17 protein-coding genes are annotated in these 19,832 nt (G+C 72.0%); 9 read left to right on the top strand and 8 right to left on the bottom strand.

Annotated elements, in window-relative coordinates; translation table 11 throughout:
- Positions 1-223: 223 nt before the first annotated feature.
- The 4 genes from DEJ25_RS05075 to DEJ25_RS05060 all read right to left on the bottom strand — a co-directional run bounded on the left by DEJ25_RS05075 (position 224) and on the right by DEJ25_RS05060 (position 3,993).
- Positions 224-1,264, bottom strand: coding sequence for a DUF2382 domain-containing protein (locus DEJ25_RS05075; protein ID WP_111043980.1), 1,041 nt, complete (start codon positions 1,262-1,264; stop codon positions 224-226).
- A gap of 68 nt (positions 1,265-1,332) precedes the next feature.
- Positions 1,333-2,112, bottom strand: coding sequence for a hypothetical protein (locus DEJ25_RS05070; RefSeq protein WP_181427349.1), 780 nt, complete (start codon positions 2,110-2,112; stop codon positions 1,333-1,335).
- A gap of 118 nt (positions 2,113-2,230) precedes the next feature.
- Positions 2,231-3,469: an MFS transporter gene (locus DEJ25_RS05065; protein WP_111043979.1), complete on the bottom strand. Its 1,239-nt coding sequence runs from the start codon at positions 3,467-3,469 to the stop codon at positions 2,231-2,233.
- Positions 3,466-3,993, bottom strand: coding sequence for a helix-turn-helix domain-containing protein (locus DEJ25_RS05060; RefSeq protein ID WP_111043978.1), 528 nt, complete (start codon positions 3,991-3,993; stop codon positions 3,466-3,468). The genes DEJ25_RS05065 and DEJ25_RS05060 overlap by 4 nt, the downstream gene beginning before the upstream one ends.
- Positions 3,994-4,097: 104 nt before the next feature.
- Here DEJ25_RS05060 and DEJ25_RS05055 point away from each other — a divergent pair, with 104 nt between their 5' ends.
- The gene (locus DEJ25_RS05055) at positions 4,098-5,297 is read left to right on the top strand and encodes an NAD(P)/FAD-dependent oxidoreductase (protein WP_111043977.1); all 1,200 of its coding nucleotides are present in this window, start codon (positions 4,098-4,100) and stop codon (positions 5,295-5,297) included.
- A 25-nt stretch (positions 5,298-5,322) separates the two neighbouring features.
- On the opposite strand, the gene DEJ25_RS05050 is transcribed toward DEJ25_RS05055, so the two are convergent.
- From DEJ25_RS05050 to DEJ25_RS05040, 3 genes are all read right to left on the bottom strand, one after another.
- The gene (locus tag DEJ25_RS05050; protein ID WP_181427348.1) at positions 5,323-5,589 is read right to left on the bottom strand and encodes a hypothetical protein; all 267 of its coding nucleotides are present in this window, start codon (positions 5,587-5,589) and stop codon (positions 5,323-5,325) included.
- Positions 5,590-5,783: 194 nt separating this feature from the next.
- Entirely contained in the window at positions 5,784-6,950 is a 1,167-nt protein-coding gene (locus tag DEJ25_RS05045; protein WP_110904884.1) for a N(5)-(carboxyethyl)ornithine synthase, read from the bottom strand.
- Between the two features lie 31 nt (positions 6,951-6,981).
- The gene (locus DEJ25_RS05040) at positions 6,982-7,851 is read right to left on the bottom strand and encodes a UbiA family prenyltransferase (RefSeq protein ID WP_111043975.1); all 870 of its coding nucleotides are present in this window, start codon (positions 7,849-7,851) and stop codon (positions 6,982-6,984) included.
- Positions 7,852-7,970: 119 nt separating this feature from the next.
- On the opposite strand from DEJ25_RS05040, the gene DEJ25_RS05035 reads away from it, so the two are divergent.
- A complete protein-coding gene (locus DEJ25_RS05035; protein WP_110904882.1) occupies positions 7,971-9,314 on the top strand; it encodes an MFS transporter in 1,344 nt (447 codons plus the stop codon).
- Here DEJ25_RS05035 and DEJ25_RS05030 read toward each other — a convergent pair.
- On the bottom strand, positions 9,232-10,263 hold the full coding sequence (locus tag DEJ25_RS05030; RefSeq protein ID WP_110904881.1) for a DMT family transporter: 1,032 nt from the start codon (positions 10,261-10,263) through the stop codon (positions 9,232-9,234). The genes DEJ25_RS05035 and DEJ25_RS05030 overlap by 83 nt on opposite strands.
- 70 nt (positions 10,264-10,333) lie before the next feature.
- Between DEJ25_RS05030 and DEJ25_RS05025 the strand changes: the two genes are divergently transcribed.
- The 7 genes from DEJ25_RS05025 to DEJ25_RS04995 all read left to right on the top strand — a co-directional run bounded on the left by DEJ25_RS05025 (position 10,334) and on the right by DEJ25_RS04995 (position 19,748).
- On the top strand, positions 10,334-11,182 hold the full coding sequence (locus tag DEJ25_RS05025) for a LysR family transcriptional regulator (RefSeq protein ID WP_111043974.1): 849 nt from the start codon (positions 10,334-10,336) through the stop codon (positions 11,180-11,182).
- A gap of 50 nt (positions 11,183-11,232) precedes the next feature.
- Positions 11,233-12,045, top strand: coding sequence for a fructosamine kinase family protein (locus DEJ25_RS05020; protein WP_110904879.1), 813 nt, complete (start codon positions 11,233-11,235; stop codon positions 12,043-12,045).
- Between the two features lie 199 nt (positions 12,046-12,244).
- A complete protein-coding gene (locus tag DEJ25_RS05015; protein ID WP_110904878.1) occupies positions 12,245-13,939 on the top strand; it encodes a ribonuclease J in 1,695 nt (564 codons plus the stop codon).
- A gap of 191 nt (positions 13,940-14,130) precedes the next feature.
- On the top strand, positions 14,131-15,435 hold the full coding sequence (locus tag DEJ25_RS05010; RefSeq protein WP_258366313.1) for an ABC transporter substrate-binding protein: 1,305 nt from the start codon (positions 14,131-14,133) through the stop codon (positions 15,433-15,435).
- A gap of 49 nt (positions 15,436-15,484) precedes the next feature.
- Positions 15,485-16,441: a carbohydrate ABC transporter permease gene (locus DEJ25_RS05005; protein WP_111043973.1), complete on the top strand. Its 957-nt coding sequence runs from the start codon at positions 15,485-15,487 to the stop codon at positions 16,439-16,441.
- Positions 16,438-17,334, top strand: coding sequence for a carbohydrate ABC transporter permease (locus DEJ25_RS05000; RefSeq protein ID WP_111043972.1), 897 nt, complete (start codon positions 16,438-16,440; stop codon positions 17,332-17,334). Before DEJ25_RS05005 ends, DEJ25_RS05000 begins: the two co-directional genes overlap by 4 nt.
- Positions 17,335-17,387: 53 nt before the next feature.
- Positions 17,388-19,748: a glycoside hydrolase family 31 protein gene (locus DEJ25_RS04995; protein WP_111043971.1), complete on the top strand. Its 2,361-nt coding sequence runs from the start codon at positions 17,388-17,390 to the stop codon at positions 19,746-19,748.
- Positions 19,749-19,832: the final 84 nt, after the last annotated feature.

The following is a 19,832-nucleotide window of genomic DNA, read 5'->3' as shown; positions in this document are numbered from 1 at the left end:
CACACGGTAGTGCCCCGGACGGATCGGTGACCGCGTCGTGCGTCCCGGTGGAACCACGGACGGGAGGCTCCCCACCGGACACGGCCGTCCCGCCGGGGACGCGGCGGGACGAACCGCCCCGCCGGGGACGCGGCGGGACGGCACTGCCCGGAGGGGGCCCAGGTGCCGACCGGCACCGGGCCTCCCGTCCGGTCGTGGTCCGGACCACAGCGGTCCGGACGGTTCAGCGGCGGGTGTCGCCGTCCTGGTCGAGCTCGATCTCCTCGTGCGCGACGTCCTCGGACACCTGCTGCTGCTCGGTGACCGTCTCGGTGCCGAGGCGGACGCGCTCGACCGGGACGGTCTCCTTGTCGACGACGACGCGCTCCTCGCTGAGCGTCACCTCGTGCTCCTCCTCGGACAGGTCCGGGCCGTCGGTCGCAGCACCGACGTTGCCGTCGGTGATCGGCTCGGTCTCGACGCGCAGTTCCTCGTGCTGCACCGGCACGGTGACGTTCTGCTGCTCCGTCACGATGTGCTTGCGGAGACGGGCGCGGCCGGTCTGGACGCGCTGCGTGCCGACGTCGAGGCGCTGCTCCGAGCGGGTCATCGCGTCGTCCGTGTCCGGCCCCGACGTGTCGTGCCCCGCGGACGCGGTCGTGTCGTGTCCGGCGGACGCGGTCGTGTCGTTTCCGGCGGACGCGGTCGTGTCGGTCACGCCACGGTCGGTGTCCACGGTGTCGCGGCCGGTGACCGTGTCGCTGTCGGCGACGCCCGCCGCGTCCGCGGTGGTGTCGTACCCGGCCGCTCCGGCCACACGGTCATCGGTGGCGGGGAGGTCGCGACCGGCGGTGTCACCGGTGTGGTGCCCGCCAGCTGCGGCCGGGTCGGTCGGGGTCAGATCGGGGTCGACGCCGATCGTGCCGTCGTCCGCGCCGGTGCCGGTGCCGGTGCCGGTCGTGCCCGCGGCACCGCTGCCGAGGCCGTAGTGGTCGAAGATCCGGTCCTGCTCGCCGTCGCTCAGGTCGCCGTCGGCGTCGATGCGCGGGGCGTCCTTGATGCGGTCCTTGTCGTAGGCGACACGGAGTTCGTCGCCGGTCAGGTCGGCGCCCTCGAGGGGGACGAAGGACTCGGACGTGCCGAACAGCCCCGTCGAGACGCTGGCGAAGAGCGGGTGCCCGTCCTCGTTGTCGACGTAGACCTGCTTGACAGTGCCGACCTTCTGGCCGTCCGGGTCGATGACCTTGGCGCCGAAGACGCTGTTGATGGTGTTCGTGTCGATCATGGTCGTTCCTTCCGTTCGTGCTGTGGGGTTGCGGGCGTGTGAGTTCGTGGGGTGGTCGGAGCCGGACGTCAGCGACCGAGGCCGACGCGGTCCACCTTGCGGTGGTACCGCATGCCGGCCAGGCCACCGAGGACGGCGCCGACCAGGCTGATCACCGCGACCAGGACGACCGTGATGATGCCCGTGACGGTCAGGGTGCCCTCGTCGACGGGGATGCGCGGGAAGCTGTTGAGGTTCCCGAGCACGTTGAACTGGCTGCCGGCGACGGCGGTGACGATCGCCACCACGATCGCGATGACGACCGCCCAGATCCACACCGCGACACCCTGCTTGGCGCCGGAGAACCGTGCCATCCGGCCGGCGACGTATCCGCCTGCGACGTAGGCGACGAAGAGGATCACGGCGAGGGCGATGGCGGCGACGATGCCGACGACGTCGCCGTTCTTCGTGACGTCCTTCGCGGCACTGTCGACGTCACCGGCGTTCTGGCCGAGGCCGACGCCGGCGCCGACCGCGGTGAGGACCGCCGTGAGGATGACGGCGGTACCGGTGGCGGTGAGCCAGCCGAAGAACGCCGAGCCCCACTTGAAGCCGGCGAACTCGTCCTTCTCGCGCTCCAGGACGCTCTCTCGCTGGGTCGGTCCGCGGTCGGCGCGGGCGGCGCCGCCGACGGCCGTCGCCGCTGCCCCGTCGCGGGTCCCGTGGTTCCGGGCCCCGTCCGGTCCGTCCTGGTCGTGTGCCGGGACGGCGTGCGAGGCCTCGCCATCGCGGTGCGCTCCCTCCGGGCCGGTGCCGTCGCTCGCTCCGGCGTGACGGACGGGCCGGGTGTCGTCGTCGGGTGTGCTCATGGCTGCCTCCTGGCGTGGTGCTCGTGCTGGTGTTCGATCCGCCCGGTACGGAACACCGGTGCGGGTGGGAGCGCGGGCAGACGACGACGGCCGTGCGGTTCGCGGACAGTCCCGCGGATCAGGCCGGAGGAGCCTCCTGGACCGTGACGCCGCGGACGCTCGGGGTGACGGCCGCGACCACGGTGGCGACGACGATGAGCACCGCGCAGCCGAGCAGGGTCGGTGTGGTCCCGACGGTGTGCGCGACTGGTCCGACGAGCGCCTCGCCGAACGGCACGGCGACGACCGACCCGACGGCGTCGTACGAGTAGACCCGGGCCAGGACGTCCCGCGGCACGTTCGTCTGCAGGGACTGGTCCCAGGCGATCGAGAAGACCTCGATGGCGGCCCCGGCGACGGCGAACGACACGATCAACGCCGGGACGGAGGGGCGGAGCGCCAGGGCGAGGACCGGTACCGCCGCGACGACCATCAGCGCCACACCGATGCCGAGCGCGTGTCGGGGGTGCCACCGGAGGGCGATCACCGCGCCGACCGCCAGTCCGACCGACAGCGCGGCGACGACGAGCCCCCAGGCCGCCCGGCCGAACGAGGCGTCCGCGACGACGGGTCCGAGCACCGCGGTCGCCCCGACGAAGGCGGCGTTGAGCACGGCGAACTGCAGGACGACGATCCAGACCCAGCGGCGGCCGACGAACTCACGCCATCCTTCGCGGAGGTCCGCGACGACCGAGGTGCGCTCGGGCCGGTCGGCCACGGCACGCTCGCGCGGCAGTCGCATGCGCGCGAAGAGGACCCCGGCGACGGCGAAGCCCGCTGCGTCGACGGCGAGCCCCCACCCCGGTCCGACCACCGCGACGAGTCCGGCACCGGCCGAAGCTCCGAGGATGCTCCCGCCGTTGAGCCCGAGCCGGAGCAGGGCGTTCGCCGGCCGGAGCTGCGCTTCGGGCACCGTGTCCGGCACGAGCGCGCCCGCGGCGGGCAGGCTGACGGCCGCGACCGCCCCGTTCAGGACGCTCAGCACCACGAGCGACGGGATGCTCGCCGACCCGGTGATGACGAGCACGGCCACCGCGGCCTGCGTGACGGCGGCCGCGGACGACGTTCCGACCAGGACCATTTCGCGGGGCAACCGGTCCGCGATCACCCCGCCGAAGAGCAGGACCGCGACGTTCGCGACCGACCGCGCCGCCACGACGAGGCCCAGGTCCGCGGCGGACCCGGTGAGGTCGAGCACCGCGAACGCCAGGGCGATCGGGGCGACCGCGTTGCCGAGGATGCTCGTCGTCCGCGCTGCCAGGAGCCACCGGAAGGGCGCGGAACGCAGCGGACCGAACTTGTCGACCGTGGTGCTCACGAGCGGCGGAGGGGGAACAGGGCGGCCGTGACCGACACCGGACGCGTGCCGGGTGTCCGCGGCGGACGGGCAGCGGCGTGCAGGATCGCGGACGCCTGGCCGATGTGCTGCACCACACGACGCCAGGTCTCCGGGTCGACCCACAGTTCGGCGTCGGTCGAGACGCCGGGACCGTCGACCTGGTCGCGGGCGCGTCGGCGGAGCTCCTCGGCCACGGCGTCGAGGTACACCAGCCGGTCCTCGGCCGCCTCGGGGTCGAGCGGATGCACCTCGTGGGCGTCGAACGGCACCGAGGAGGCCTCGTGTCGGTAGCGCTTCGCCTCGCCACCCCGCAGTCGGACGACCTCGACGACCCGGGCGAGCCCGGCCCGCTCCAGGACCCGGAGGTGGTAGCTCGCGGTCGCCTGGGACAGCCCGAGCTCCCGTCCGGCCTCGGCGGCGCTCATCGCGACGCCCGTCAGCAGGGACAGCAGTCGCAGGCGGATGGGGTGCGCGGTCGCGCGGAGTTCGTCGATCGTGGACACGGAGGCATCGTGGCAGTCGGGGGTCGGCACCGTCAAAGGGCCCTTTGGGGGTCGGGATCCGCACTCCTGCCGGCGGCGGTCACGGTCGTGCGTAGGCTCACCCCGTGACCACGGACACCACGGACGTCCTCGTCGTCGGCGGCGGACCGGTCGGCCTGTTCCTCGGCGCGCTCCTCGCAGCACGCGGCACCGCGGTCCAGGTCTGGGAACGCCGGACCACCGACCCCGTCGGCTCCCGCGCCATCGGGATCCACCCGCCGTCCCTCGACACGTTCGCCGCGGTCGGCCTGGCCGGCCCCGTGCTCGAGGAGGCCGTCCTCGTCCGCACCGGTGTCGCCCGCAGTCGCGGTCGGGTCCTCGGCGCGCTGCCGTTCGCCCGCGTCTCGGACACGCACCCCTACGTGGCGACGCTCGACCAGCACCGCACCGAGACCCTGCTGCGCGGACGTCTCGACGCCAGCGCACCCGAGGCCCTCCGCACCGGCACCACGCTCGTCGACCTCGCCCGGCACGCCGACCACGTGGACGCGACCGGGACCGACCAGGACGGCCGCACCGTCACCGTCCGGGCCTCGTTCGTGGTCGGTGCCGACGGCGCCCGGAGCGTCGTCCGCGACCTGCTCGGCATCGGCACGACCGGTCGGGACTACCCGGATCGGTACGTGATGGGCGACTTCGCCGACCCCGAGGACCCGGACGCCCGCGCCACGGCGCTCGTCGACGTCGGGCCGGCCGGGGTCGTCGAGTCCTTCCCCCTGCCCCACGGTCGCCGGCGCTACGTCGCCCTGCTGCACGCCGACGACCCGCTCGTCGACCCGGCCGCCCGGGCAGCCGCAGCGGACGCACCGGAGGCGGGACAGGCCTCCCGGCTGGCGGCGATCGTCCGCGAACGGACCGGCGTCGCACCGGACCCGACCACCTGCTCGATGCTCAGCGCGTTCCGTGTGCGGCGCCGTACCGCGGAGCGTGTCGGCGTCGGCCGAGTGGTCCTGGTCGGCGACGCGGCCCACGAGATCAGCCCGATCGGCGGGCAGGGCATGAACCTCGGCTGGCTGGACGCCGCGGAACTCGCACCGTTGCTCGCCGACGCGGTGCGGACCGGCGAGGCCGGCCCGTGGCCGTCATACGCGCGCCGCCGCCAGGCCGCCGCCCGTCGAGCGGGTCGGCAGGCCGAGGCGAACATGGCCCTCGGACGTGCCGTCCCGGACGCGATCGGCATCGGCCGGGAGGCGCTGCTCCGGTCCGTCCTGGCCCTCCCGACCTCCGGTGCTCTCGCCCGGTTGTACGCGATGGCGTGGGCGTAGCCGGTCGGGTCGCCCGTGCCGTCGCTCAGCGGGCGGTGCGGTGCCGTCCGTACCGCTGGAACAGGGCCGCCCACCGAGGCAGGGCGCGCTGCTGGCCGGACACCACTGCCACCGCGGTGGGAGAGGGCGCGAACGCGAACCAGGGGCACACGGGGCACACGTGCAGCCACTCGTGGACGGCGAGACCGACGCCGTAGTACTGGTTCCGCGCGACGCGCAGCGGGCGGGAACACCGGGGACAGGACAGCTGCGCGCCGTCCCGTCCGAGCGCGGGGGTGGTCGTTCGTGTCACGTCGACAACTGGCATGGCCGGTCCTCTTCGATGTCCCGTCACGCACCGTTGCGTGACCGTGCGGTGAGCATACGACCGGACCCGCGGCGGTGCACGCCGGGGCGCGGTCCTGTCCGCAGAACGCGAGCGCCGGGCGCGCGCCGAGTCGGCCGCCCGGTCCGACCAGGGACGGACCGGGCTGGGCGCGACCGGGGTCAGGCGGTCACGGCGTGCGGGTACTCGGCCGCACGACCCTGGAACGCCAGGATCGCGTCGTTGCGGACCCGCCCGTCCTCGATCTCCACTGCACGACGGATGGTGTCGGACTCCGCCCAGGCCGACGGACCGGACATCACGGTCCGGAGGAACGGCATCAGCGCCTCGCTGATCTCCCACGTCGACGAGTTCCAGAGCAGCGACGGGCTGTGGTCCACGGCGTAGTAGTTCGTCGAGTCACCCACCGTGATCATCGGCTCGGCGAAGGAAGTGGAGCGAGCCCAGCTGAAGCCCATGCCCTCGTCGATCGACACGTCGACGATGAGACTCCCCGGCCGGAAGGCGTCGAGGTCCTCGGTGCGCAGGTACGTGAGCGGGGCGTTGGGGTCCTGGAGCGTGCAGTTCACGACGATGTCGTTCTCCGCCAGGTACGGCGCCAGCGGCACCGGGCCGTCGGGCGTCCGCACCGTGCTCGCGAAGGGCGTGTGGTCGTCGTGCTCGAACTGCAGGATGTCGACCGACGGGATCGGCGACCCGACCGCCGCGATGTCCCGGTTGGTCAGGACGCGGACGTCGTGGACGCCGTGCGCGTTCAGCGCGGTGACGGCTCCCCGCGCGGTGGCCCCGAACCCGATCACGACGGCGGTGAGACGTCGGCCGTAGTCCCCCGTGGAGCCGCAGAGCTGCAGGGCGTGGAGCACCGAGCAGTACCCGGCGAGCTCGTTGTTCTTGTGGAAGACGTGCAGGCCGAAGCCGCCGTCCTCCCGCCAGTGGTTCATCGCCTCCCAGGCGATCAGGGTCAGACGCTTGTCGATCGCGAGCTGCGTCAGGGCCTGGTCCTGCACACAGTGCGGCCAGCCCCAGAGCACCTGGCCGTCGCGGAGGTCGGCGAGGTCGGCGGCCAGGGGCTTCGGCAGGAGCACCACGTCGGACGTGGCGATGATCTCGTCACGGGTGGCCATCCCGGCGACGAGTGGCTCGAGGTCACGGTCGGGGACGCCGAACCGGTCCCCGTACCCCCGCTCCAGCACCATCCGTGCGCGCAGGTCCGGGTCGATGCGGCCGAGGTGGGCAGGGTGGATCGGCAGGCGACGTTCGTCGGCCTTCCGGGAGACAGCCAGCACCCCGAGCCGGAGCAGGTGGGGGGTCGGCGTGGTTTCGGTCATGGTGCACTGTACGGCGCGCCCGGCCTGCGACTCACGCGACGAGTGCGGCGCCCGCGATCCCGAGTTCGACCACGAGCACGAGTGACGACGCGATGACGAGCCGGAACAGGGCGCGGGTCGGCGGACCGGTGAGCACGAGCCGCACCCCGACCGCCGCGAGCACGACCACGACGACGGCACCGATGACCGCGAGCAACGCACCGGCTCCGCGGACCGGGTCGTCCCCGCCGAGCTGCCCGAGCAGCACCAGGACGGCAGCGACGACGAGCGAACCGAACGCCACGATCCCGGACGCGTGCAGCCCCAGGCGGTGCGGGAACCCGCGGACACCGGTGGCCGCGTCGTCGACCAGGTCGGGCAGGACGTTCGTGCAGTGGATCGCGACGCCGAACACCGCCCCGGTGGCGATCGCCCACGTCGCCGGCCACCCACCGTCGGGTCCGGCAGCGACCGCGACGACCGGCAGCAGCCCGAACGCGACGACGAACGGCGCGACCGAGGCCGCCGTCCGCTTCAGCCCCGCGTCGTAGGCCCACCCGGCCGCGACGAGGACCACGTGAGCGACGGCGGCGACCGGACCGAGGAACAGCGAGAGCACGACGGCGACACCGGCGGTCGCGAACGCGGCGGTCCGGACCGTGGTGACGGCGACGAGCCCGCGGGCGACGGGTTTGTCGCTCCGCCCGACGGCCCGGTCGCGGTCGGCGTCGATCCAGTCGTTGGCGAGCCCGATCGACAGCTGCCCGGCGACCACGGCGAGCGCCACCAGGACGACGACCCGGAACGGGTGCCCGACCGCGGTGGCGATGACCGCCGCCAGGACGGTGACGGTGACGGTGGGACCCGGGTGCGAGGACGCGAACAGCAGGCGGATGGTGGAGGGCCTGCGCGGAGAGGTCACCCGGCCAGCGTACGGAAGCGGTGGACGGCCGGTCCCGCTCCGTGGACATCCTGGATGGTGTCCGGCCCGACGCGGCCTAGGTTCCGAGCAGCGTCGACCCCGGCGCGGGAGGAACGACCATGACCACCACCACGAACACCCCGCCCGGCCGCACGGGCTTCCTGCGTCGGATGACGTTCGCCTGCGCCTGGGGTGAGGGCCTGGACGGCTTCGACCTGGGTGTCATCAGCGTCGCGCTCCCCGCGATCACCGTCGCGCTCGGGCTGGACCCCGTGCTCGCCGGGCTGATCGGGGCCAGTTCGCTGATCGGGATCTTCATCGGGGCGCCCCTCGCCGGGTGGCTGACCGACCGGTTCGGGCGGAGGCGGGTCTTCACGATCGACGTGCTCGCGTTCATCGTGCTCGGACTCGCGCAGGCGTTCGTCGCCGACGGGTGGCAACTGTTCGTCGTCCGGGTGCTGCTCGGGGTCGCGATCGGTGCCGAGTACGCGATCGGGGCCGCGATGCTCGCCGAGTTCGCGCCGGCGGCGGACCGCGGGCGACGTCTCTCCGGGCTGCTCGTCTGCTGGTACGGCGGGTACCTGATCGCCGTCGTCACCGCGTACGTGATGATCGACGCGTTCGACCTCAGCTGGCGGTGGGTGCTCGTCACGAGCGCCCTGCCCGCGGTGGTCACCGCGATCGCCCGGATCGGGTTCCCGGAGTCGCCGCGGTGGCTGCTGTCCCGCGGCCGGGTGGACGAGGCACGCGCGATCGTCACGGCGCACCTGGGCGGTGAGGCGTACTTCCGCGAGGAGCAGTACGCGGCCGAGGAGCAGCGCGCGGGCGGCTACCGGGTGCTGTTCTCGAAGGACAACCGGCAGCGGCTGGCGTTCATCTCGCTGTTCTGGGCGTGCAACGTCGCCCCGTACTTCGCGATCTTCACGTTCGCGCCGACGGTGCTCGACGCCCTGCGCCTGCAGAACGAGGCCGCGGGCACCATCACGGTCAACGCGATGGCTGCGGTCGGTGCGTTCGTCGGCATGCTCACGATCGAACGGCTCGGCCGTCGTCGCCAGCTCATCCCGCCGTTCTGGATCATGGCGGTCGCCCTGGCCGTGGTCGGGGTCTGGGGGTCGGCACCGGCCGTCGTGGTGGTGCTCTGCTTCGCGGTGTTCTCCTTCATGAACGCCGCCCAGGGCAACCTGACGGCGGTCTACCCGATCGAGGTGCTGCCGACCGAGGTCCGCTCCACCGGGGTCGGTTTCGCCGCCGCCTGCAGTCGGATCGGTGCTGCTGCCGGCACGTTCCTGCTGCCGGTCGGGATCTCGTCGATCGGCATCGGCGCGTGCATGCTCATCGCGGCGGCGGTGTGCGTCGCCGGCGGGATCCTGTCGCAGCTCATGGCACCGGAGACGACGGGTCGCGGTCTGCACGAGACGAGTACGCAGCCGCTGCGCCAGCAGGTGCCGACGGGTCGGTGACGGTCGGCTCGGTGACGGACGGCTCGGCGGCCGCGACCGGGGCTGCGACCGCCCCGGTGCGGCGGCGACGCCGTGCCCCGAGCAGACCGGAGGCCAGCGCGATCCCGGCGAGCACGACGAGCCCGCCGACCGGTTCGTTCCACCGCAGCGGCTCGCCGAGCACCAGGACGCCGAGCGCGACGCCGACGACCGGTGTCAGGTAGGTCACGGTGGAGGCGCGCCCCGCGCCCCATGCGCCGACCAACCGGGTGTTCCATGCGTAGGCCAGCCCGGTGCCGACGGCACCGAGCGCGACCATGGCGCCCACGACCCTCCAGTCCAGTTGCACCGGACCCGTGGCGACGACGGGCGCGACGACGAGCATCAGCCCGGCGGCCAGGGTGAGCTGCACCGTCGCGACAGTGGTCGGGTCGTACCCGCCGCCGACGCCGAAGCGGCGGAGCCACGCCAGGCCGACGCCGTAGGAGGCGGTCATGCCGAGCAACGCGACCTGCCCGGGGACACTCGCCAGCACCTGCGGATCGCCGAGGACGTCCCACGGTCCGACCAGGACCAGCACCCCGACGATGCCCAGGAGGATCCCGCCGACCTGCCGGCGGGTGAGCCGCTCGGTGGGGACCAGCACGGCCAACGCCAGCAGCGTCATGATCGGCGTCGTCGCGTTGTAGATGCTCGCGAGTCCCGATGGCACGGTCTGCTCCGCCCACGCCATCAGCGACGACGGCACCGCGTTGAGGAACACCGCGACGACGAGCAGGTGCCCCCAGACGCGCTTCTCGCGCGGCCAACGACGGCGTGTGACCAGGAGCACCACGACGAGCGTCAACGCACCGAGCACGGTGCGGACGGTGGCCACCTGTTGCGGTGCCAGACCGTCGAGCCCGATCTTCGCGAAGAAGAAGCTCGAGCCCCAGGTCAGGGCGACGAGCACGTAGAGGAGGGCGTTCATGTGGACTAGTCTCGGCACAGCACGCACATGCGGCAAACGCATGGACCTCATGTCGACATGAAGGACACGCATGACCGTCTCGCTCTCGCAGCTCCGCGCCTTCGTCGCCACCGTGGACGCCGGCTCGTTCACCACGGCGGCCGTGGTGCTCGGGGTCGGCCAGTCCGCCGTCTCCCACGCCGTGGCCGGGTTGGAACGCGAGGTCGGCGGTCCCGTGGTCCGCCGCGGCACGGCCGCCGTCCCGACCCCGCTGGGCGACCGTCTGCTGGCCCACGCCCGCAGCGTGCTCGCCTCCGTCGACGCCCTGGAGGCAGTGGTCCGGCCCGCCACGGCCCGCGGCACCGTGCGCCTGGCCGCCGTGCCGACCGTGTGCCAGGGACTGCTCCCCCGCCTGCGCGAACTCTGGTCGGTGACGCTGCCGGACGTCGACGTGCAGGTCTACGAGGGCGACGACGACGAGATGCCGGAGTGGCTCGAGGCCGGCACCGTCGACGCTGCCGTGCTCGTCGACCCGGTCACCGTCCCCGATGGCGGGGTCGTCGTGGCGACGGACGAGATGGCCGCCGTGGTCCGGCGCGACCACCCGCTCGCCGGAGCCGAGGCGCTGACGCTCGACGACCTCCACGACGACGGCCTGGTCGCCGGCGGCGGGGGTTGCGAGCACCAGATCCAGCGGATGCACGAGATCGCCGGGCAGCCTTTCCGGTACGCCCACCGCGTCCGGGAGATGAGCACCATGTTCGGGATGATCGAGCGCGGCGAAGGGGTGTCGATCGTGCCGACGCTCGGCCGCGTGATGCTGCCCGCCGGGCTCGTGATGCTGCCGGTGGCACCGCGGTACGAGCGGACCCTGGTGCTGTCCGGACCGTCGTCCCGGCCGTGGCACCCCTTGGCGCGGGCGCTCGTCGACGCGGTGTGAGCGGCATCCACGTCGACCCCGTCACCAGGCGCGCTCGGCAGGATGGGGTGATGTCGGAGACCTACGTCAAGACCTTCACCAGCCCGGACGAGGCCGCTGCCGAGGCGGCCGGACTGGAGTGGCTCGCCGAGGCGGAGGACGCCGGCGGCACCCGCGTCGCCCGGGTCCTGGCTCGTCCGCGCCCGACGGTGCTCGAACTCGAGTTCGTCTCCGACACGGCACCGTCGACCGCCCAGGCGGAGCGCTTCGGCCGCTCACTCGCCCACACCCACGCTGCCGGCGCGTCACACTGGGGAGCACCGTCACCCGGGTTCCCGGCGAACGGGCCGCTGCGGATGGGCCGCTCGCGGACACCGTTCGTCCCCGCGTCCGAGGCACCGGAGCGCTGGGGCGAGTTCTTCGCCGAGTACCGGATCCGTGACTACGTGCAGCGCATCGTCGACGCGGGCGGCTACGACCGGTCCGAGGCCGCGGTGTTCGAGCGCGTGTGCGACCGCCTGGAGGACGGCACGCTCGGCTCGCCGCAGCCCGCGCTGGTCGGGGACGGGCCCGCCCGGCTGCACGGTGACCTGTGGGCCGGGAACGTGCTGTGGCCGCGGGATGCGTCCGAGCCGACGGGCGCGGTGCTCATCGACGCGAACCCGCACGGCGGGCACGCCGAGACGGACCTGGCGTTGCTCGCACTGTTCGGGTTGCCCCGGCTGCAGACCGTCCTGGCCGCGTACGACGCCGAGTCGCGCCTGGCGCCCGGGTGGCAGGAGCGCGTCGAGCTGCACCAGCTCGCACCCCTGCTGTTGCACGTCCTGCTGTTCGGCGGCTCCTACACGGACGCGGCGCTCCGGGCAGCTCGCCGCTACGCCTGACACCGCGGTCGTCGGGCTCGCCGTCGTCGGGCTCGCCGTCGATCTCGCCTACGCTGGTCGGCGGTACCTCGCTGCAGGAGTCCTCGCGGCGACCGAACGGCCCCCTCGCGCTCACCAGCGACGCGAACGGCGGAGCCGCCCATGACCCGCGTGTTCCGCTGCGCGACCGAGCCACACCGATGAAAGGCACATCGCCGCCATGCCCGCTCCCCAGCACGCCCTCGACCTCAAGCAACCCGCACCGCTCAAGCGCGGAGCCCTGCGCGTCACTCCGCTCGGCGGACTCGGTGACGTCGGTCGGAACATGACGCTCTTCGAACACCGCGGCAAGTTGCTCGTCGTGGACTGCGGTGTGCTGTTCCCGGAAGAGACGCAGCCGGGCATCGACGTGATCCTCCCGGACTTCACCGCCGTGCGGGACCGCCTCGACCAGGTGGACGGCATCGTCCTCACGCACGGGCACGAGGACCACATCGGTGGGGTGCCGTACCTGCTGAAGGAACGCCCGGACATCCCGGTGATCGGCTCCAAGCTCACCCTCGCGTTCATCACCGCGAAGCTGCAGGAGCACGGCATCACCCCGGTGACGCACGAGGTCGCGGCGGGCGACCGGCACGCCGCCGGACCGTTCGACCTGGAGTTCGTCGCCGTCAACCACTCCATCCCGGACGGCCTGGCGGTCGCCATCCGCACCAGTGCCGGCACGGTGCTGCACACGGGTGACTTCAAGATGGACCAGTTCCCGCTGGACCACCGTCTGACCGACCTCAACGCCTTCGCCCGCCTCGGGGACGAAGGGGTCGACCTGTTCATGACGGACTCGACCAACGCCGAGGTCCCCGGCTTCACGACGGCCGAGCAGGAGATCGGTCCGGCGATCGACCGCGTGTTCCGCGAAGCACCGAAGCGCATCGTCGTGTCGAGCTTCGCCAGCCACGTGCACCGGATCCAGCAGGTCCTCGACGCCGCGAAGCGCCACGGCCGGAAGGTCGCCTTCGTCGGCCGGTCCATGGTCCGGAACATGGGCATCGCCGCCGACCTCGGCTACCTGCACATCCCGGACGGCCTGGTGGTCGACCTCAAGCAGCTCGGGAAGCTCCCCGACCACAAGAGCGTCCTGATCTGCACCGGTTCCCAGGGCGAGCCGATGGCCGCGCTGTCGCGGATGGCACGTCGCGAGCACATCATCAAGGTCGGCGAGGGCGACACGATCCTGCTGGCGAGCTCCCTGATCCCGGGCAACGAGAACGCGATCTACGGCGTCATCAACGGCCTCATCCGCTGGGGTGCCACGGTCGTGCACAAGGGCAACGCGAAGGTGCACGTGTCCGGTCACGCCAGCGCCGGCGAGCTGGTGTACTGCTACAACCTCGTCAAGCCGAAGAACGTCCTGCCCGTGCACGGCGAGTGGCGTCACCTCGTGGCGAACGCCGAGCTGGCGGTGCGGACCGGTGTCCCGGAGGACCGTGTCCTCGTCGTCGAGGACGGCGTCGTGGTCGACCTCGATCGTGGCAAGGCCCGCATCGCGGGGCGCATCCCGGCCCCGTACGTCTTCGTCGACGGATCGACCATCGGCGTGGCGACCGAGGCGGCGCTGAAGGACCGCCTGTCGCTCGCGGAAGAGGGCCACATCACGGTGCTCGGCATCTTCGACGAGGGCACGCAGCGGCTCGTCGACCCGGTCGAGTTCCTGCCGAAGGGCTTCGTCGAGGAAGCCGGCTGGATGACCCACGCCGAGCAGGTCGCGTCGAAGGCGATCGCCGAAGCCACCAGGCGGGGACACATCGACGGCGCCGCGGCGGAACACGCCATCGCCGAGGGGCTCGAGCGGTGGTTCCTCCGTCGACACCGCCGCACTCCGGTCATCACGGCGGTCGTCGTCGACGCCGACTGAGGTCGCTGGCCGGACGGCCCACGGCTGACAACACCGGACCCCGTCGAGCGGTTGCGCCGCCGGGGTCCGGTGCCGACCCGACTCCGCTCACCGGGGCTCTCACCGGTGGCGGGTCGGGTCGTTGACTTTCGGTTTACAGCGCTGTAAACATGGGCTGGCGCAATGGAGCGCGAGAGGGAGTGACCATGGTCATGAGCAGCACAACGGCACGGACGGCGCTGAGCCGCCGCGGGTTCCTGGCGGGCGCGGTCGGCGGACTCGGCCTCGGGACACTGGCGCTCGCCGGGTGTTCGGCCCCTTCCGCCGCCGGCACCGCTGCGGGTGGGACGACCCTGCGCTTCTACGAGCAGAAGCAGGAGGTCATCGCCTACTTCGACGACCTGCTCCGCCGCTTCGAGCGGGAGAACTCCGGCGTGCGCGTCGTGCACGACAGCACCGGCGCCATCGCCCCACAGTTCGTCCGCGGGGAGCCGGCAGACGTCGGATGCTTCAACGACAACCTCGAACTCGCGCGCTACATCGAGCGTGGCGTGCTCCGTGACCTGAGCGACCTGCCGTCGGCGGGCCGGGTCCGGGAGAGCATCGACGGCCTGACGAACCAGTACGCGAAGTACGAGGACCGCACGAGCGTGCTGCCGTTCTCGCTCGCGGCGGCCGGGGTCATCTACAACAAGCGGATCTTCGCCGAGCAGGGCCTGCCCGTGCCGACCACCTGGGACGAGTTCGTGGACGTCTGCACGGCGCTGCAGAAGGCCGACATCACCCCGGTGTACGCGACCGACCGGGACACCTGGACCCTCTGGCAGGGCCTGTTCGACTACTCGGTCGGGAGCCTCGTCGACACCGGCTCGTTCTTCCGGAAGATGAAGGCTCTCGGGACCGACGTCGGGCCGGATGCCGAGGTGTCGTTCGAGAAGGACTTCGCCCTGCCCATGGAGCGCGCGAAGACGATCTCGTCGTTCTTCAACCCCGACCACGCCACCCGCTCCTACGCGGACGGCAACCTCGCCTTCGGGCAGGGCAAGGCCGCGATGTACCTGCAGGGACCGTGGGCCCTCGGTCAGATCGCCCTGGTGGACGAGGAACTGCCGGTCGGCACGTTCGCCCTGCCCGTCTCGAACGACCCGGGCGACCGCAAGGCCCGGGTCAACATCGACCTCGGATTGTGGATCCCCACCACGACCCCGCACCTCGACCAGGCGCAGGAGCTCGTCGAGTTCCTCATGCAGCCGGACGTCATCAACGCCTACAACCGCGACAACCTGGCGTTCTCGACCACCGAGAACGCTCCCCCGCAGACCGACGAGCGACTCGAGGGGCTCCAGCAGTACGTCGACGACGGCGCCTTCTACCAGGGTGCCGGCACCTTCATCCCCACCTCCATCCCGCTCGGCAACTACCTGCAGACGGCCATCCGCGGCGGGGACTTCGACTCGATGCTGCGGCGGCTCGACACCGACTGGCGACGCCTCGCCGGACGCTCGGCGACGGTCTGACCGGCGCGACCAGCACCCGTCGGACCGAACCCGGAACCCAGGAGCGATCATGACCATGCAGACCCCACTGACCCCCGAGACGCAGGACCCGCGTCCCGGTCCCGCCACGGCAGCGACCCGGGTGCACCGACGCGTCGGCTCGCTGCACCGCACCGAGGGCATGTACTACCTGTTCCTCGTCCCCGCGCTCGTGCTGTTCACGGCGTTCGTCGTCGCCCCGGCGTGCGTGGGCATCTTCTACAGCTTCACCGACTACCTCGGGTTCGGGCAGTGGCACTTCCTGGGTCTGGCGAACTACCGCGCACTCGTGTCCGACCCGGCGATCCTCGGGTCCTACGGGTTCACGCTCGGCTTCGCGGTCGTGACGGTCATCGTCACCCAGGTGATCGCACTGACGCTCGCCGTCGCCCTGTCGAAGCGCGTCCGCTTCGCCGCCGGCCTGCGGTCGGTGTTCGTCATCCCGATGGTGGTGTCCGGGATCGTCGTCGCCTACGTCTTCAACTACATGTTCTCGAACACGCTGCCGGCGTTCGCCACCTCCGTCGGCTTCGGCCCGCTCGAGCAGAGCATCCTCGGTGACCCGAACCTGGCGTGGCTCGCCATCGTCGTGGTCTCCGCCTGGCAGACGATCCCCGGCGCCCTGCTCATCTACACGGCGGGACTGACCTCGATCCCGTCGGACGTCTACGAGGCCAGCTCGCTCGACGGCGCCGGCACGTGGACGCAGCTGCGGTCGATCACCCTGCCGCTCATCAGCGGGTTCATCGTGATCAACACGGTGCTCGGCGTGAAGGGCTACCTCGGCGCCTACGACGTCATCGTCGGCCTGACCAACGGCGGACCCGGTTCCGCGACGAGCAGTGTCGCGATGACGATCTTCACCGGCTTCACCAGCGGCGACTACGCCTACCAGATGGCCAACGCGACCGTCTTCTTCATCATCACCGTCCTCATCTCGGTCCTGCAGCTCGCAGTGACGCGCGGAAGGAACCTCCGACTCGCATGAGCGCCATCGACACCCGGTCCCCCGCGACCGCAGCCGCCCGCACCACCCCCGGTCAACCGCGTCGCCGCCGGCTCGACCGGGTGAACTGGCCGCTGACGGTCATCCTGGCGATCGCCTCGCTGAGCGTCCTCATCCCGCTGTACGTCACCGTCGCGATGGCGTTCAAGACGAGCGCGCAGGCCGTGGACGGGAACGCCCTGTCCCTGCCGCTGCCGTTCAACCCGGCGAGCTTCGCCGAGGCGTGGCAGCTCACGCGCTTCCCGATCTCGTTCTCGGTGTCGCTCGGCGTCGCCGCGCTCACCGTCGTCGCGACCCTGCTGCTCAGCTCGTTCGCGTCGTACGCGATCGTGCGGAACTGGCACCGCCGGTTCTTCCGCTGGTCGTTCGTCTACCTGCTCGCCGCGATGTTCCTGCCGTTCCCGGTGGTCGCCCTGCCGCAGATCAAGCTCACCGCGATGATCTCGCTGGACAACCCCGTCGGCGTCGCGATCCTGCACGCCATGTTCCAACTGTCGTTCAGTGTGCTGCTGTACTCGGCGTTCCTCCGGTCCATCCCCGTCGAGCTGGAGGAGAGCGCCCGCATCGACGGCGCCTCCACGTGGCAGATCTTCTGGCGCGTCATCCTGCCGCTGCTCGGGCCGATGAACGCCACCGTCGGCATCTTCGCGTTCCTCGCCAGCTGGAACGACTTCATGATGCCGTCGCTCATCACCGCCGACCCCGGACTGCAGACGTTGCCCGTCGTGCAGAACATCTTCCAGAGCCAGTTCGGCACGAACTACAACGTCGCCTTCGCCTCGTACCTGATGGCGATGGCACCGACGATCGTCGTCTACCTGTTCGCGCAGCGCTGGGTGATCAGCGGCGTGACGCAGGGCGCCATCAAGAGCTGAGCCGAGCCTCCAGACCGACCCCGGCCCGACCGGCCGAGACAGGACCACCACCCGTGACCACGTCGCCACTGCCCACCATCCGCCCGTTCCCCGGTTCCGACCCGGTCGCGTCCCCGGACGCGACCGTCACCGGCGACCACTGGCGGGTCACCGTCCTCCGCGACGGGCTGTTCCGGGTCGAGTGGAGCGAGGACGGCGGGTTCGAGGACCGCGCCTCGACCTTCGCGATCCGGCGACGGCTGGACGTCCCCGAGTACACCGTCATCCGCCGCGGCGAGGGGGTCGAGGTGACGACCGACCGCGCCACCCTGCGCTACGACGGTCGGCCCTTCTCCTCGGCCGGCCTGGTCGTCGAGACCTCCGGCCCCGACGCCAACCGGTGGCGGTACGGACAGGAGGCCCGTGACCTGGGTGGCACCGGACGCACCCTCGACGACGTGGACGGGCGGATGCCGCTCGAGTCCGGCATCCTGGCGCGCGACGGCATCGTCATGCTCGACGACAGCGAGTCGTTCCTGTTCGAGGACGACGGCTGGGTCGGCAGCCGGATCCCCGGCCGCCGGGACGTCAGCGTGTTCGCGTACGGGCGCGACTACGGCGAGGCACTGCGTGCCTTCCACGCCGTCTCCGGTGCGCCGACGCTGATGCCACGCTGGGCGCTCGGCAACTGGTGGAGCCGGTACCACCCGTACTCGGACAGCTCCTACCTGGCGCTGCTCGACCGGTTCGACGAGGAACGCCTGCCGTTCTCCGTCGCGGTCATCGACATGGACTGGCACCGGGTCGACTCCGTGCCGGCGCGCTTCGGCAACGGCTGGACCGGGTACTCGTGGGAGCCGTCGCTGTTCCCCGATCCGCAGGGCTTCCTCGCCGAACTCCACCGGCGTGGGATGCGCACCACGCTGAACCTGCACCCCGCCGACGGGGTCCGGGCCTTCGAGGACGCCTACCCCGCGATGGCCGAGGCGCTCGGCGTCGACCCCGACACCGAGCAGACGATCGGCTTCGACCCCACCGACCCGGACTTCCTCCGGGCGTACTTCGAGGTCCTGCACCGTCCGCTCGAGGAGCAGGGCGTCGACTTCTGGTGGATCGACTGGCAGCAGGGCCGGACGTCCTCCGTCCCGGGGGTGGACCCGCTCTGGGTGCTCAACCACTTCCACCTGTTGGACTCGGCCCGCGACGGTGGCGTCGGCATGACGTTCTCCCGCTACGCCGGACCGGGCAGCCACCGGTACGCCGTCGGCTTCTCCGGGGACGCCGTCGTCTCGTGGGCGTCGCTGGCGTTCCAACCGGAGTTCACCGCGACCGCCGCGAACATCGGGTACCCCTGGTGGAGCCACGACATCGGCGGCCACACCCGCGGGGTCCGGGACGACGAGCTCGCCACCCGGTGGGTGCAGTTCGGGGTGTTCTCCCCCGTCATGCGGCTGCACTCGGCGAACAACCCGTTCATCCGCAAGGAGCCCTGGGTGTTCCCCGCCGAGCCGCGGGCCGCGATGGGCGACGCGCTGCGTTTCCGGCACCGCCTCGTGCCGTACCTGCACACGATGAACCACCTCGCCGCTGCCGGCACACCGCTGGTCCGACCGATGTACCACCTGGAACCGCACCGGGACGAGGCCTACCGCGTCCCGAACGAGTACGCCTTCGGCACCGAGCTCGTCGTCGCGCCGATCGTCGAACCGCGCGACCCCGTGACCCTGCGCGGTCACGCCCGGGCCTGGCTGCCGGCGGGGACCTGGACGGACGTCTTCACGGGCACCACCTACGCCGGCGACCGGTTCGTGGACCTGCACCGGAGCCTCGAGACCATCCCCGTGCTGCTCCGTGCCGGCGGGATCCTGCCGCTCGCCGCACCCGACGAGGTCGACGCGACCGTCAACCCGGCGGCCCTCGAGGTGCTCGTCGCGCCCGGGGCCTCCGGGTCGTTCACGCTCGTGGAGGACCGCGAGGGGCCCGAGGACCCGGACGGCGGCGTCTGCCGGACGACGCTGACCTGGGACCGGAGCACGGCCTCCTTCCGGATCGACCCGGCGGACGGCGACGTCGACAGCGTGCCCGTCCAGCGACGGTGGCGGATCACGTTCCTCGGCTCGCCCGCGAACGGGCAAGAGGTGCAGGTCCTCGCGGCCGACCGCTTCTCCGTGGACCTGGACGTCGTGACGGACGAGGGTGCGACGCTCACCCTCGCCGGCGCGCCGACCGTCGGAGTCGACGCCCGGGACGCCGCCCGGCAGCTGCTGGAGAGCGCCCAGGCGGGGAACGCCGAGAAGCTCACCGCGTGGGAGGTCGTGGACCGGGACGTCCCGCGATCCGACCGACTCGTGGAGCTGGAGACCGTCGGGCTGCCCGGCTCGCTCCGGAGCGCGCTCGTGGAGCTGCTCGGGAGCGTGCACCCGGAGGGGCGCTGACGGTCCGACCGCAACGCGCGACCTCGGCGGCATCTCGCAGCGGTACTCCGTTGCGGGACGCCGCCGACGTTGCGTTCCGCGGTG

Origin of the sequence: Curtobacterium sp. MCPF17_011 (genome assembly GCF_003234145.1) — a bacterium.
Taxonomy (GTDB): Bacteria; Actinomycetota; Actinomycetes; order Actinomycetales; family Microbacteriaceae; genus Curtobacterium.
This window is presented reverse-complemented; position numbering and strand designations above follow the sequence as displayed.